This window comes from Pseudovibrio flavus (assembly GCF_009711345.1).
In the GTDB taxonomy this organism is placed as follows: Bacteria; Pseudomonadota; Alphaproteobacteria; order Rhizobiales; family Stappiaceae; genus Pseudovibrio; species Pseudovibrio flavus.
Genome location: NZ_SMMA01000064.1, coordinates 301,972 through 316,774 on the forward strand (window position 1 = coordinate 301,972; position 14,803 = coordinate 316,774).

The 14,803-nt window shown below is 54.5% G+C and carries 11 protein-coding genes; 3 read left to right on the plus strand and 8 right to left on the minus strand.

Translation table 11 applies throughout. The features are described from left to right. The first annotated feature begins 25 nt into the window (after positions 1-25). The gene (gene coaBC / locus E1162_RS14920; protein WP_155132519.1) at positions 26-1,234 is read left to right on the plus strand and encodes a bifunctional phosphopantothenoylcysteine decarboxylase/phosphopantothenate--cysteine ligase CoaBC; all 1,209 of its coding nucleotides are present in this window, start codon (positions 26-28) and stop codon (positions 1,232-1,234) included. On the opposite strand, the gene E1162_RS14925 is transcribed toward coaBC, so the two are convergent. The 4 genes from E1162_RS14925 to E1162_RS14940 all read right to left on the minus strand — a co-directional run bounded on the left by E1162_RS14925 (position 1,231) and on the right by E1162_RS14940 (position 6,041). After that, a complete protein-coding gene (locus E1162_RS14925) occupies positions 1,231-2,886 on the minus strand; it encodes a GMC family oxidoreductase (protein ID WP_155132522.1) in 1,656 nt (551 codons plus the stop codon). The two genes, coaBC and E1162_RS14925, sit on opposite strands and share 4 nt — an antisense overlap. A 135-nt stretch (positions 2,887-3,021) precedes the next feature. Continuing rightward, a complete protein-coding gene (locus tag E1162_RS14930; RefSeq protein ID WP_155132525.1) occupies positions 3,022-3,513 on the minus strand; it encodes an MmcB family DNA repair protein in 492 nt (163 codons plus the stop codon). A gap of 66 nt (positions 3,514-3,579) precedes the next feature. Continuing rightward, positions 3,580-4,635 carry a hypothetical protein gene (locus tag E1162_RS14935; RefSeq protein WP_155132528.1) on the minus strand — a complete coding sequence of 352 codons (1,056 nt, stop codon included), beginning with the start codon at positions 4,633-4,635 and terminating at the stop codon, positions 3,580-3,582. 17 nt (positions 4,636-4,652) lie between these two features. Beyond that, entirely contained in the window at positions 4,653-6,041 is a 1,389-nt protein-coding gene (locus E1162_RS14940) for a DEAD/DEAH box helicase (RefSeq protein WP_371311961.1), read from the minus strand. A gap of 274 nt (positions 6,042-6,315) precedes the next feature. Between E1162_RS14940 and E1162_RS14945 the strand changes: the two genes are divergently transcribed. Then, entirely contained in the window at positions 6,316-6,642 is a 327-nt protein-coding gene (locus tag E1162_RS14945; protein WP_155132531.1) for an ArsR/SmtB family transcription factor, read from the plus strand. On the opposite strand, the gene E1162_RS14950 is transcribed toward E1162_RS14945, so the two are convergent. Then, positions 6,639-8,651, minus strand: a complete 2,013-nt coding sequence (locus tag E1162_RS14950; RefSeq protein WP_371311962.1) for a bifunctional DedA family/phosphatase PAP2 family protein — start codon at positions 8,649-8,651, stop codon at positions 6,639-6,641. The two genes, E1162_RS14945 and E1162_RS14950, sit on opposite strands and share 4 nt — an antisense overlap. 268 nt (positions 8,652-8,919) lie before the next feature. On the opposite strand from E1162_RS14950, the gene pap reads away from it, so the two are divergent. Continuing rightward, positions 8,920-10,401 carry a polyphosphate:AMP phosphotransferase gene (gene pap, locus E1162_RS14955; protein ID WP_155132534.1) on the plus strand — a complete coding sequence of 494 codons (1,482 nt, stop codon included), beginning with the start codon at positions 8,920-8,922 and terminating at the stop codon, positions 10,399-10,401. 84 nt (positions 10,402-10,485) lie between these two features. Here the strand turns inward: pap and E1162_RS14960 are convergent, their stop codons facing one another. From E1162_RS14960 to amaB, 3 genes are all read right to left on the minus strand, one after another. After that, the gene (locus E1162_RS14960) at positions 10,486-11,667 is read right to left on the minus strand and encodes an NAD(P)/FAD-dependent oxidoreductase (RefSeq protein WP_155132537.1); all 1,182 of its coding nucleotides are present in this window, start codon (positions 11,665-11,667) and stop codon (positions 10,486-10,488) included. A 225-nt stretch (positions 11,668-11,892) separates the two neighbouring features. Next, positions 11,893-13,092 carry an acyl-CoA dehydrogenase gene (locus E1162_RS14965; RefSeq protein WP_155132540.1) on the minus strand — a complete coding sequence of 400 codons (1,200 nt, stop codon included), beginning with the start codon at positions 13,090-13,092 and terminating at the stop codon, positions 11,893-11,895. Between the two features lie 12 nt (positions 13,093-13,104). After that, positions 13,105-14,592: an L-piperidine-6-carboxylate dehydrogenase gene (amaB, locus tag E1162_RS14970; protein WP_371311966.1), complete on the minus strand. Its 1,488-nt coding sequence runs from the start codon at positions 14,590-14,592 to the stop codon at positions 13,105-13,107. Positions 14,593-14,803 lie beyond the last annotated feature (211 nt).

The following is a 14,803-nucleotide window of genomic DNA, read 5'->3' on the forward strand; positions in this document are numbered from 1 at the left end:
ACGGTGCGGGGATACGGAGAAACTGATGCTGTCCAACAAGCGCATTCTACTCATCATCACTGGCGGAATTGCCTGCTACAAAACGCTGGATCTCATCCGTCGTTTAAAGGAGCGCGGCGCTCATGTTCGTGCGGTGATGACGAATGGTGCAACCCAGTTTGTAACCCCGCTTACAGTGGGTGCGCTAACTGGCGGCAAGGTGTTTACCGAACTGTTTGACCGCGAAGCCGAGCACGATGTTGGCCATATCCGCCTTTCCCGTGAAGCAGACCTTCTGGTTGTCGCGCCCGCAACGGCCAATATGATGGCCAAGATGGCCCATGGCCTTGCTGACGACCTTGCCTCTTGTGTGCTGCTTGCAACCGATAAGCCGGTGCTAATCGCTCCTGCCATGAACTCCCGCATGTGGTCTCACCCAGCTACGCAGCGCAATCTTGCGCAGCTCGCTTCTGACGGTATCAACTTTGTTGGGCCTAACGCCGGTGAAATGGCGGAAAGCGGCGAGGCTGGTTTTGGACGCATGTCCGAACCTATGGAAATTCTTGCAGCTATCGAAGCGTTGCTTACGCCGGTCAACAAGCCGCTTTCTGGAAAAACAGCAGTGGTGACATCTGGCCCAACCCATGAGCCGATCGATCCGGTACGCTATATCGCCAACCGTTCCTCCGGTAAGCAGGGCCACGCGATTGCACAGGCGCTGGCGGATGCTGGGGCATCTGTCACGCTGGTTTCAGGTCCTGTTACTATTCCTGACCCGAAGGGCGTGAATGTGGTGCATGTGGAATCGGCACGGGATATGCAAAAGGCAGTTGAAGCAGCGCTTCCTGCTGATATTGCGGTGATGGCGGCAGCCGTTGCCGACTGGCGCACCTCCAACGAAGGTGGTCAGAAAATCAAGAAGGATGGTAGCGGCCTTCCTCCAGCACTCTCCCTTGTCGAGAACCCGGATATTCTATCCGGCGTTGGTAATCACGGCGAAAAACGACCGGGTTTGGTGGTTGGTTTCGCAGCCGAAACGCAAAACCTTATCGATAACGCGACTGGTAAATTGAAGCGTAAAGGTGCCGACTGGATCGTTGCGAACGATGTAAGCCCTGAGAACAACGTCATGGGCGGCGACAACAACACCGTCCGCATCGTTTCTCATGACGGCGTTGAAGACTGGCCGAAAATGGATAAGGGCGCAGTCGCTCAAAAGCTGGTCGAAAAGATCATCGACAAGGTCACCAGTTAAGACGCGGCCGAGGCGCCAATAGCTTCATCTTTGCGTTCAAATGGCGCTTCATATTGGCGGCGGATCATGTCTGCCGCCTTCTCGGCGATCATTATCGCAGGCGCATTTGTATTGCCGGAAATGATCGTCGGCATGACCGATACATCAACAACGCGCAGGCCCTCAAGCCCCCGCACTTTCAACTCGGCATCTACAACGCTCATCTCATCAGCACCCATTTTACAGGTGCCTGCCGGATGGTAGATCGTCTCCGCCCGTTGGCGAATAGCTGAGCGAACATCCTCTCTGCTCGTTCCCATGTGGTACAGCGGCTTGCCGCGATAGGCGTCAAACGGCGCGCTCTCTAGAATTGCGCGGGTTTTCTCAACGCCGTCTGCCATAACCTCCATATCCTCAGGCTCACTCAGGTACCGCGGATCAATGCGCGGCGGAACGCGTGGGTCATTGGAATAAAGGCCGATTTCACCTCGGGATTTGGGCCTTAGAACACATACATGACACCCAAAGCCGTAGCCCATGTGGAGTTTGCGGGCGTGATTATCGACGATTGCAATAACGAAGTGGTGCTGCAGGTCTGCCCGCCCGCCTGACTGGTTGGAATGGAAAAACGCACCAGCCTCGGAGGCTGGAGAAGCGATCATGCCGCTTCCATCCTCCCGCCACTGCATGGCTTCTTTCGCCAGTTGGATTGCGGGGCGAATGCCGATGCCGACCATATCCGTGTTATCGGAGCGGTACGATACCGTGTAGTCCAAATGATCTTGCAGGTTTTGCCCGACACCTTCCAGCTTGTGATGCACTGTGATGTCGTTGCGTCCCAGTTCCACCTCTGGGCCAATGCCGGACAGCATCATGATATGCGGGCTCTGGATGGCTCCGGCGCTTAGGATCGTCTCCTTCTCCGCTTTGATAGTGTGCATGCGTCCCCTTTGGATGAAGGAGACACCAGTGACGCGGGTTTCCTCCATATTGAGTGCGATCACGCGGGCACCGGTTAAAACGGTGAGGTTGGGCCGGTCCATAACCGGATGGAGGTAGGCGGCGGCAGCCGAACAGCGCTCGCCTTTGCGGTGGTCGTGAAACTGGGTGACGTGGTAAAGGCCCGCGCCTTCCTGTGTTTCGCTGTTAAAGTCATCGTTTCTAGCAATGCCGTTCAAACCGGCTGCTTCAATAAAGGCCTCACTCAAAGCGCGAGGACTGCGCTGATCACTGACATGAAGTGGTCCGTGCCCGCCGTGAAGCGGCGAGCGGCCATGCTGGAACTGTTCGGACTTCAAAAAGTACGGCAGCACATCATCATAGGCCCAGCCGTCGCAGCCATTCTCTGCCCAGCTGTCGTAATCTTCCCTTTGGCCGCGCACATACAACATGGCGTTAATGGCACTTGAGCCGCCCAAGGCTTTGCCTCGCGGCTGGAAAAGGCGTCTGCCGTTCAAATGCTTTTGCGGAGCACTTTGGAAGGCCCAGTTGTTGAGCTTGAGAGGGCGGCCGGGAACGCAGGCGACAATGCCCAGAGGCGCGCGCACAACAACGGAGCGGCCCTCCCCGCCAGCTTCCAAAAGGCAAACTTTAACGTCAGGATTTTCAGAAAGACGGGCAGCCAGTACAGAACCGGCAGAACCTCCGCCAGCGATAATGAAGTCGTAGTGCAAGGTATGCCCCTCCCTGCGGCTTGTTTGCCTGTGCAACATCTATTGCTGGAAGGCTACCGACAAGCAGGCGGGCGGACCACCCGTAATTATCTCTGGTGTCTAGGCTTTTGGTCGAAGTTTGAAGCTGGCGTGAATTTAGCCAAGTCGCCGGTCAGGGTCGGAGATGTCTTGCAAACGGCGGGCCGCGCACTGGGCAAAGCGCAAGGTGACGGCTTTTCTGCGGGCAGCAGCCAGCTTATGTTCTGGCGCCTCTCTTATTATTTCGGCTCCGTAACTATCGCAGAGAATAAGCCCAGCCTCTTGCGGAAAGATATCCAGCGGAACCTCCGCAACCGTCGCGAAGTAGAGGCGGTCACAAAAATCGCGATAGGTTTCCCATTTGCTGTCTGCTCTAAAATCGGCAACTGAAGATTTGATCTCGATAATCCAGAGGTCAGATTTTGGTCCAAGTGCGAGTAGATCGGCCCGACGCCCCGAGGCAAGCGTTACTTCGGGAACGGAGCAGAAATCCAGACCACGGAGATAACGTTGGCAACCACGTTGGATTTTCAGCGCTGTTTCCGATTGGCGACCGTCAATGAGCGGGTCTTTCAGCTGCACGCGGTTCCTATCCGAAATAAAGGTCATCAGGTCTCCTCAGATCAGTACCTAGCCTAGCACGCCTGCGTCAGTGGCTGAACCCACGCCCAGCACTCAGTGTCCAGAGGGCGTTTCAATGCCAAGCTTGGAAGCAAGCTCGGCCATGCGGTCATCAATCGGAAAGCGCTCCATGGTCTCGCTGAGGAGTTCAGTGGCCTGCGAGTGATGCCCTTCAGACATCAAGGTCTCGACAGCCAGCAGAGGGAACTTCTTGCGCCAGCGTTTTGGACAATTGGCAAGAACCGGATCATCAGTGATCGCGGCATCCCATTTCTTCAATAAAGAGACAGCTCTCCCGGTTTCTCCAGATTGCGAGAGAAGTTCTGCTGCAAGCAATCCCGCTCCCGCGTTGTCCAAGGTGGCTAAAACTTCAAGGTCCACATCATCGCCTTGACCTGCTGATGCAAAAAGTGAAAGCCCCTCGTAAGAGCTGTCAAACGGCATCTGCTTCTCGTGGAGAAGCTCTCGGATATCTCGTGTGAAAGTTGTGATCAGCTTGCGGATAACATTGATCGTGTAGAGGTGGTCATGGCTAGCGTGTGATGAAGAAACCAAGAGAATTTCGATATTATTTCGGTTTCGTAATGAGTTTAAGGCGTTGAAACTATAGACATCGACCGCATCAAAAGCGCCAAAGATAATATGCACGGGATGATTTGGCGGACTTGCCTCCAAAAGAGCAGCTACTGATGGAGCAGTTCGCGCTGCAAGGCCTATATGCTCAAGGCTTTGGCTTTGCAGCAGACCAAGTGGAACCTCAGGTCCAAATGCATAGATTTCACCGTCCTGCCGCCGCAAGCCGGTAACAAGCGCACCGTAAGCACCCATTGAAGCACCGTAATAGATGATGCGGGTTGGGCTTGCTGCATGAATAGCGCCGTCGATGGCAGCATCAATGGCTGCTTCTTGGTTCATGTACCAGCCGTTTCCGACATGGTTTAGGAACAGGCAAGCGTGCTGTGTCTTTGCAAACAGTCGCTCAAGGCCAAATTTTCCGGAGGGGATTCGTGCTTGAGAAAACACGATGACAAGTGTGGTGGACTGACCCGCTGGTTTAAAGCGGGTCTCCAAGATCGTGTTTGGTGATGGCTCGTGCATCACGTCAGTCATGGTGAGCGATAACTCGCTTATTTCCGTTTCAGGTAAGCACCGGTAGACGGCGCAGACTGTGCCTGACCATCATTGCCGCGGGAACGACGTGGAGGCTGGGATGGTTTCTTTGCGCCGCCTTTAGGCCCGCTTGGCTTGTTTCCGGTAGGCTTGAATTGACCTGATCCAGACTTTGCCTTGCCTTGGCCAGAACCCTTCTTGCCGCCTTTGCCTTGGAACTTAGGAGTGCGTGCAGACTTCGGCTCGCTGTCGGATTTGAACCAAGGATAGCCTTCCAGAACTTCGATTTTCTGGCGGGTGAGGTTTTCGATAGCGCGCAGCATACCGCGCTCTTCCGGCAGACAAAGGCTGATAGCCTCGCCATCGCGGCCAGCACGCGCTGTGCGGCCAATACGGTGAACGTAGTTCTCGGTCACGTTCGGCATGTCAAAGTTGATCACGCGGGAAATGCCGGTCACATCGATACCACGAGCGGCAACGTCGGTTGCAACGAGCACCTTGATACGCTTGCGCTTGAACAGATCCAGCGTTTTCTGGCGCTCGGCCTGATCCATGTCACCATGAATAGCCTGCGCATCGATACCCTGCGCTGCGAGCGCTCCGGCAAGCTGCGCTGTACGTTCACGCGTTCCGGCAAAAACGAGTGCGCTTTCAACGCCCTCTTCGTTCAGAAGCTCGATAAGAAGCGGCTGCTTTTGCTTCTCTTCTTTAAGATGCGCGATTTTCTGCGTTACCGTTTCTACGGTTGTCGCGGCAGGGGCGACTTTCACCTCAACCGGATTGCGCAGGAAACGCTTTGAAAGAGCCGCAATTGGCTTTGGCATTGTTGCGGAGAAGAACAGCGTCTGACGCTCAGGCGGCAGCAGATCGGCAAGCTCTTGCAGAATTTCAAAGAAGCCCAGATCCAGCATCTGATCGGCTTCATCGAGCACGAAGATTTCCAGGTCATCAAAGTGAACGGCGTTGCGGCGATAAAGGTCCATCAAGCGACCCGGTGTCGCTACGAGGATATCAATACCGCGCTGACAGGCTTTAACCTGCGGGCCAATCGGAACGCCGCCAACAACACAGCCAAAGTGCATCGGCAAGCGGCCGGAATAGGCTTTGATGTTGGAGTGGATCTGATCGCTCAGCTCGCGGGTTGGTGACAGGATCAGTGCGCGCACGCCGCGCGGAGAGGCGCGGTAACGGCTCTCGTTAAGGCGCTGGATGAGAGGAAGCGAGAACGCAGCGGTTTTGCCAGTGCCGGTTTGCGCGAGGCCAAGCAGATCTTTGCCTTCCAGAACAACAGGGATCGCCTGTTCCTGAATAGGTGTTGGTTTGGTGTATTGCTTTGCGTCCAGCGCATTCAAAAGGGGCTTGATAAGGCCCAGTTCTGCAAAATCGGTCAACCTATGATCTTTCACTTGTGCGGCGCTCCATAGGCCGCAAACCCGTTCAGGTCCTATTAAATTGAAGTTTTATTCTGCCTAAGCTGTCACAAACAAGCGCCAATCAGCAAATTGTAGGTGATGCTGGCGAAAGGGAGAAAGCCTGCCAAAAAGCAAGGTGCCTTCCCGCGAAAAAAGGTCAGATGGCCCTCATCTGTTGCCTTACCCTTTAAAAGTCAAGAGAAATCGACAGCAGCCGAACTCTCTGCCATAATGAGCGCTTGTTTCGATTTGAGTTTTGACGGCACCGATGGAATTGCAAGAAAAGATGGATTTGTCCCAGATGGAGCCTAAAGCAGAGGCTGCGGCTGAGCTTTTGTCATCTATGGCTCACCCCAAGCGGCTTCTAGTGCTGTGCACGCTGCTCGGCGGAGAGTGTTCGGTAGGGCATTTGGTAGAAATAACCGGATTGAGCCAGTCCGCGCTAAGCCAGCATCTAGCGAAGATGCGCGCCAGCGAACTCGTCACCACGCGCCGTAGTGCGCAAACCATCTACTATTCTCTCGCCAGCCATGAAGTAGAGCAGATATTGCAAACGCTTTACCAGCTCTACTGCGCACCACAAACCTCTGCCTAAGGGCGCGGACCTGCTATTACAACGGTCTCACCAGTTGGATAGGACTTCATAAGCGCATGGGGTAGGTCCACCAGCTCGCGCTTGATGTCTGCACCCTTTTCCGCATCATCTGTGATTGCCGAGAACTCACCAAACAGGCGGATCGTTTCCTCGCTAATCACTGTGCCGGTGTAAAGCGGCTCTACCGCGCCGTCGTCAGCAGCAAGCTGATAGCGCGACTTCCATAGCCAGAAGACCTGACGGTGATCGATATCGCCTTCCATGACCATGGTAAGCGTTGGAAGACGGCCAAGGTTTGTTTGCGGTACAGGTGGCAGGTCGATTGCTGGTGTTTCTCCGGTCAGATAGCCGATTGCGGAAGGAACAGACCAGTCTTTGGCAACCCGCCAGCCTTCTTTTTCCATCAAGGCCTGCAGCTCATCTGGGGTGCCAGACCATTGCAGAACGATGTCCTCTTCAAACTCACCAATCAGATTGATGCGCTTTGCCGGAATATTCTGCCAGCCGGTTCTGCGCCACTGTACATAGCCCATCACCAGAAGACCGCTGCGAACACGGTAGTCAAACTGCGCTTCTTTGAAGCCTGCCGGAATGTGGAAAGCGGAGATGGCAAGAAGTGTACTAACCGCAATGGCAGCTAGGGTATTGCGGCCGATCTTCTCGTTGCTGATATGGCCAAATATAAAGCCGAATACCGCCGTTGTACCAGCGCCAAAGAAGAGGCCGGCAACCACATCAGACATCCAGTGGGCGCCCAGATAAACGCGGCTGAAACCGATCATGATGGCAAAGGTGGCAGCAAGTGAATAGATCAGCGTTTTAACGCGCAGTGAACGCTCGTGAGCAATAAGAACCGCCAGTACGCCCCACAAAACAGCGTTGATGGTTGTGTGACCGGACGGAAACGAGAAAGAGTGAGCACCGTCGAACAGTTCAATCGGTCTATCGCGGCCCAGTAGCGTCTTTGCAATCACTACAAACAGCGCGGAGCTTGCGATAGCGATAATAAAGCCGCTTGCCCGTCGCCACGCTTTGCAGCGCATAAGATAGAGCGCGACAGCGCCGGTAATCATGGTGGTAACAATGCCATCGCCCATCATGGTGATGGAGATCATAAAGTCATCCATACGCGGCGTTCTGGCTGTTTCAAAAAGCGTATTGATCGCTTCATCAGCCCGCGCCAACGGCATGTCGGGCGAAATGGCACTGATAAACCAGACAAAGGCGGGATAGGTGGTTAGCAGCACCGCAGCAGAAAACAGCATACCAACGGAGCGTGGATTCTCCGGGTTATAGGTCTGGGCAATCCACTGAGAGAATGAGCCGGGACGACGGGCAAACCAATTGATGATTGCTTGATGCGAGCCGCCGAAAACCGGCATGATAAACATAATCATCCAGCGGATGAGAACAACGGCAACCAGAAGCGCAAGACAGAGCCCGCCCAGCACAATAGCGAGGCGAGTGTTGGTTGCGCTGATTGCCGAAAGCGCCGAGCCAGCCATAACACCGGGCAGAATGTGCGCAGCCGTCCAGAACACAGCTGAAACAACATTGACCACCTGAAATTTTATCAGGCTCATATCCGCCATACCGGCAATACCGGCAACAACAGACTTCACACCCGGTACAAACCTGCCAATGAAGATGCTCTTGCCGCCGTGTTTTTCAAAGAAACGCTCACCTGCATCGACAAGATAGGAGTACTTGCTGAAAGGCCAGACAGTGCGGATCCGGTCTTTAAAGAAATACCCTACCCAATAGGAAACAGCATCGCCCACCACTGCACCGGCAAGGGTCCAGAGGAAAATGGAAGTGAAGTCCAGCTTACCAAGACCGATCAGCGTACCTGCACCCACCAGCACAACCGTGCTTGGAAAGAACAAACCAACCAGAAACAGCGCCTCACCCATCGCGACGAAAAAGCAGATAAAGCCTGCCAGAGATGGGTTTGCGCCGATAAAGGCTACAATCTGCTGCAAATATTCGGTTATAAAGTCTGTATTCACAAACGGCTCACTGATTACCCGGGAGACATTGGTAGCTACTTAGAGACACCAGATGCGATTATCAACGCAGCTTGTGCGAAAATAGTCGAATTTGAAAAGCGTTTCCTTCACCATTAATGCAGCCTTTAGCAGAAACTTGCGGGCTTTGCATGCTATGGATTGTGAGCTGGAAGAATTAGAATTTCTGCGTAAAAGATGCAGTTTTAGCTTGAGACAGGCCCTCTCGCTGGGCCAAAACGACCCCGCAAAAAACAAATCGGTAGGCACCATGTTTCAATCAGCAGATCTCCCGCAAAACATCAGTAAAGAGGATTTTGAGGCGCGCTTGCCGGCGCTAAGGGAAGAGCTGCTGGATGCGCAGCATAAGCTGCAGGAAAACAAGGACTTTGCCGTTGTAATTGTAATGGCGGGTCTCGATGGTGCCGGTAAAGGCGCAGCTATCTCGCGCCTTTATGAGTGGATGGATACCCGCTACCTGTTTTGTAATGCCTACCCTGAAAAGCGAAGCGAAGAAGAAAAGCTGCGCCCGCGAATGTGGCGCTATTGGCGCGATTTGCCAGCACGCGGTGAAGTTTCTGTCGTTCTTGGCTCTTGGTATCAAAAGCCGCTGGGCAACTATGTTTATGGCAAGACAGATGATGATGGTTTGGAGCGCCAACTTTCGGCGATCAACCGCTTTGAGCGCATGCTCACCCATGAGAACGTCTTGCTTCTCAAATTCTGGTTCACCCTGCCAACAGATGAGCAGAAAAAGCGCCTTGATGGACTGAAAGGCTTTAAAAGCCATCGCCACTATTTTCAGGAATGGACCAACCTAGACAACCACCGCAAAGCCCAGTTGGCGGGTGAAAAGGCGGCGATACACACCAGCACCGGTTATGCGCCGTGGGTCGTTATTCCATCGCAAGACCCTGAATATCGTGACCTTGCTATGGGCGAAACCATTGCCGATGCCATTACCCGCAAGCTTGAGGATGGTAAGTCTATTCCAAACTCTGCCCCTGCTGTGGTGAGCGGTATTTCCAAAACAAGCGCCGTTGATGCCATCGATCTATCAGCGACCTTGAGCAAGGATGATTACAAGCAGCAGTTGGAGCACTGGCAAGACAGGGTTGCCCAGCTTATGGACAAGAAGCGTTTTCAAAAGCGCTCCCTTGTTTGCGTGTTCCAAGGCAACGATGCGGCTGGCAAGGGCGGCGCGATCCGACGTCTTACCCGTTCCATGGACCCGCGCACCTATAAGGTCTATCCAATCGCCGCGCCTAGCGAAGAAGAGAACCTGCATCCTTATCTCTGGCGCTTCTGGCGACGTATCCCGAAGAAAGGCCATGCCGCGATCTTTGATCGCTCTTGGTATGAGCGCATTCTGGTGGAGCGCATTGAAGGCTTTTGTTCTGAATCTGACTGGCTGCGGGCCTACAACGAGATCAACTTCTTTGAAAGCGATCTGACAAACGAGGGCGTGATCCTTTGTAAGTTCTGGCTGGCGATTTCAGAAGAAGAGCAACTGCGTCGCTTTAAAGCGCGTGAGGAAACAGCTTACAAGAACTACAAGATCACCGAGGAAGATTGGCGCAATCGCCTCAAGTGGCAGGAATACTCTATCGCGGCGGGCGATATGGTGGATCGCACCTCCACCCGCAACGCGCCGTGGACACTGGTTGCCTCTGAAGATAAGCGCTACGCTCGCATCAAGGTGCTGAAAACCGTCTGCCAGACTCTAGAAAAGGCGCTGGACAAGGGAAAATAACCCTACCCGCCTGTGCCCCTTTGGGTTCTATGAAGCGGCGCTACGCGCAAATGGTAAAGGCTGGTGCATTATTAAGCCCAGCCTCTACACCACATTGACCTCAATAAGCTTGCGATCTTCATAGAGACGGTCAAGCGAGAGTTCGCTCATATCGAGAGTTTCATAGGAACCGCTAACGATGTGCTCCGCCAACGCGCGGCCCACTGCTGGTGCCTGCTGCAGGCCGTGCCCGGAGAAGCCGACAGCGATATAGAAATTCGGCGCTTGTTCCACAGGACCGACAAACGCGTTGTGGTCAAAAAGGTTCATATCATAATGGCCAGACCACGCTGCGCCCGGTTTAATGGCTTCAAATGCCGGAATGCGGTGCGCCAGTGTTGGCCACAGGTGCTCTTCGAAGTAGGAGTAGTCCACCTCGAAGGAATAACTGTCCGGATCATTGTCTTCCTCCGGGCTACAGCCGCAAATAAAGCAATGGCCTTCGGGCCTTACATAGGTTCCAGTTGGATCCACAAGCAGTGGAAGATTGGGGATAATATCGCGGCATTCGAAGGTGAAAATGCTTCTTTTGCGAGAATGTATCGGAACCGTAACGTTCGCCATTTCGCAAATCTGGGCACCGCCTGATGCCCCCGCCGTATTAACGATGGTTCCCGCTTCAATGGTCTCGCCGCTCTTGAGCGAAATCAGCCAGCCTGAGCCAGAGCGCTCCAGAGCACACACCTCATCGTCGATGTAAGGAACGCCGAGGGAACGGGCCTTGCGGCGGAAAGCCTGCATCAAGCCGTACCCGTCAAACCACCCCTCTCCTGAGGTTCCATGACAGCCTGCCGCGATGTCCTCGACGTTAAGCCAAGGGAATTTTTGCAAAAGCGCGTCTGGTTCGTACCACGCGATATCTGCGCCCATGGAAATTTGCGTTTGATGGTTGGCCTCCAGAATATGCCGCGTTTCCGGTGTAGCTAGGAACAGATAGCCGCCTTCCACCAGATCAATGCGTGGTTTATCGCCATCCACCTCAAGGTGCTCCCCAATGTTGCGCAGGAAGTCGATCCCGTAGAGCGATATCTCGATATTGATGGCGCTGGAAAATTGCTGGCGGATAGAGGCCGCAGACAGAGCTGAAGCGCACTGCTGATAGGACGGATCTTTCTCGATCACACACACAGAGCCGCTAAATCCCTTGTGGCTGACAAGGTTATAGGCGGTAGCAGAGCCCATCACTGCGCCGCCAACAATGGCAACATCGACCGTTTTGTGCGCCATAGAAGCATTCCATCAAAAGCATCGCAGCCGATAACTGTGCTGCGGAACAACCATTTAAACAAAAAACGGGCGCCGCTAAGAGAGACAGGTTTAGCGGCGCCCCGAGTTGGGCAGTTGGCGCATAGTTTCGAAAGATTGGAGGATCTTCCGCCCAAGACTACGCGCCAGAAAGGCCATGAGCGCTGCTGGAAAAATAAAACAGCGCTCTAAAGGTGTTAGGCAGACTTAAAAGAACGCCTGCAAGCCGGTCTGTGCGCGGCCCAGAATAAGGGCGTGCACGTCATGGGTGCCTTCGTAGGTGTTTACGGTTTCAAGGTTCTGCGCATGACGCATAACCATGAATTCCTCAGAGATGCCGTTACCGCCGTGCATATCGCGAGCCTGACGGGCGATATCCAGAGCCTTGCCGCAGTTGTTGCGCTTGACCAAGGAGATCATCTCAGGGGCAACACGGCCCTCGTCCATCAAGCGGCCAACACGCAAGGAACCCTGAAGGCCAAGAGAAATCTCGGTCTGCATGTCGGCAAGCTTCTTCTGGAAGAGCTGGGTCTGAGCCAGAGGACGGTTGAACTGCTTGCGGTCCAGACCGTACTGACGGGCACGGTGCCAGCAGTCTTCTGCTGCGCCCAGTGCGCCCCAAGAAATGCCGTAGCGAGCACGGTTCAAGCAGCCAAACGGACCTTTAAGACCGGAAACGTTAGGCAGCAGAGCGTCTTCAGGAACTTCCACGCCGTCCATGACGATTTCACCGGTGATGGAAGCGCGCAGAGAAAGCTTGCCGCCGATCTTTGGTGCGCTGAGGCCCTTCATGCCTTTTTCAAGCACAAAGCCGCGGATCTTGTTGTCATGCTCTTCAGACTTGGCCCAAACCACGAAAACGTCAGCAATCGGGGAGTTGGAGATCCACATCTTGGTACCGGTAATACGGTAGCCACCGTCGATCTTTTCAGCGCGGGTGCGCATGCCTGCTGGATCAGAACCAGCATCTGGCTCGGTCAGGCCGAAGCAACCAACATACTCGCCGCTGGCAAGCTTTGGCAGGTATTTCATGCGCTGCTCTTCAGAGCCGTAAGCGTAGATCGGGAACATGACGAGGGAGGACTGCACGCTCATCATAGAGCGGTAGCCACTGTCGATGCGCTCTACTTCGCGGGCAACAAGGCCATAAGCAACGTAGGAAGCTTCCGCACAGCCGTACTTTTCTGGCAGCGTTACGCCAAGAAGACCCTGTTCGCCCATCTCGTTGAAGATACTGCGGTCGGTTACTTCATCACGGTACGCTTCAATAACGCGTGGCAGCAGGTTTTCCTGCGCGTAGGCGCGGGCGCTTTCCATGATGAGGACTTCGTCTTCGTTCAGCTGATCGCGCAGCAGAAACGCGTCTTCCCAGTCAAAGGTTCCGCCGCCAGTTGGATCGATACTCATAAACTGTCTCTCTTATTCTACGTCAAACTTCACGCCCTGTGCCAAAGGCAGGGCGCCGGAGTAGTTGATGGTGTTGGTTGCGCGGCGCATGTAGGCTTTCCATGCATCGGAGCCTGCTTCACGGCCGCCGCCGGTTTCTTTTTCACCGCCAAACGCGCCTCCAATTTCAGCGCCGGATGGGCCAATGTTGACGTTTGCGATGCCGCAGTCAGAGCCGATTGCAGAGGTAAAGGTCTCGGCTTCGGACAGGGAGTTGGTGAAGATGGAGGAGGAAAGGCCAGCAGCAACGCCGTTCTGCATTGCAATTGCTTCTTCCAGAGTGCTGTAGCGCATCACGTAAAGGATTGGCGCGAAGGTCTCTTCCAGCACTGGGCCGCACTGGGATGGCATTTCAACAATCGCTGGCTGAGCGTAGTAGGCGTTTTCATAACCGCCAACGTTTACGCGCTCGCCGCCGTGTACGGTGCCGCCTTCTGCCTTGGCCGATTCAAGCGCTGCCTGCATGTTGTCAAACGCGTCTTTGTCGATCAGCGGGCCAACAAGCGTACCTTCTTCGGTAGAAACGCCAACACTGACAGAAGCGTAAGCGGAAATCAGGCGTGGGACCAGCGCATCATAAACGCTTTCATGCACGATCAGGCGGCGCAAGGTGGTGCAGCGCTGACCAGCTGTGCCCATGGCAGCAAAAGCAACGCCGCGCAGGGTGAGGTCAAGATCGGCAGATGATGAGACGATCGCCGCATTGTTACCGCCAAGCTCAAGGATAGAGCGGCCGAAGCGTTCTGCCACACGTGGGCCAACCTGACGGCCCATACGGGTGGAGCCGGTTGCGGAGAGCACAGGAACGCGTGGATCGTCTACCAGCGCTTCACCAACTTCACGTCCGCCCTGCACCATTTCCAGCAGGCCATCAGGTGCATCAGCGCCGAACTTGGCACGAGCACGCTCGTAAAGCGCTTGGACAGCAATCGCGGTCAGTGGGGATTTTTCAGATGGCTTCCAAACAACGCTATCGCCGCTAACAAAGGCAAGGGCAGCGTTCCAAGACCATACAGCGACAGGGAAGTTGAACGCAGTGATCACGCCAACAACACCGGCAGGGTGCCATGTTTCCATCATACGGTGACCTGGACGCTCGGTAGCGATGGTCAAACCGTAGAGCTGGCGGGAAAGACCAACGGCAAAGTCGCAGATGTCGATCATTTCCTGAACTTCGCCAAGACCTTCAGAGGTGATCTTGCCAGCTTCAATGCTTATCAGAAGGCCAAGGTCTTCTTTGTGGGCGCGCAGCTCCTCACCCAGCAGGCGAACCAGCTCACCGCGGCGCGGTGCAGGCACTGTACGCCATGCCTTGAACGCTTCAACAGCGCGGCCAACCGCGGCAGTGGCTTCTTCAGCGCTGTCTTCTTTCAAAGACGCAACAGTCTCACCGGTCAGGGGGGAGTTGGCTGGCATAGAGCCAGCAGAAAGCACGGCAGGGTCAACCCCCATGCGTCCCATCAGCTCGGCTGTTTCCGCATCAAGGCGGGTCAGGTCAAGGGCCGAAGTCATGTCAAAACCTCTTTTTCGCGAAACGGCTAAATCGAATATTCGTGAGGTTAGTGTCGTGCTTCGGCGTCGGTTTTAAAAACTACGTATTCTCCGCAGTTCATGCTTGATTGGAATGAACATTATCTGCTATTGGAGAGTTATCAGGTATATTACATAGATA

Coding starts and splice junctions, on each gene's coding strand:
- coaBC (WP_155132519.1), top strand. CDS start 26: ATGCTGTCCAACAAGCGCATTCTACTCATCATCACTGGCGGAATTGCC.
- E1162_RS14930 (WP_155132525.1), bottom strand. CDS start 3,513: ATGACCTTTATTTCGGATAGGAACCGCGTGCAGCTGAAAGACCCGCTC.
- E1162_RS14935 (WP_155132528.1), bottom strand. CDS start 4,635: ATGACTGACGTGATGCACGAGCCATCACCAAACACGATCTTGGAGACC.
- E1162_RS14945 (WP_155132531.1), top strand. CDS start 6,316: ATGGAATTGCAAGAAAAGATGGATTTGTCCCAGATGGAGCCTAAAGCA.
- pap (WP_155132534.1), top strand. CDS start 8,920: ATGTTTCAATCAGCAGATCTCCCGCAAAACATCAGTAAAGAGGATTTT.
- E1162_RS14960 (WP_155132537.1), bottom strand. CDS start 11,667: ATGGCGCACAAAACGGTCGATGTTGCCATTGTTGGCGGCGCAGTGATG.
- E1162_RS14965 (WP_155132540.1), bottom strand. CDS start 13,092: ATGAGTATCGATCCAACTGGCGGCGGAACCTTTGACTGGGAAGACGCG.
- amaB (WP_371311966.1), bottom strand. CDS start 14,592: ATGGGACGCATGGGGGTTGACCCTGCCGTGCTTTCTGCTGGCTCTATG.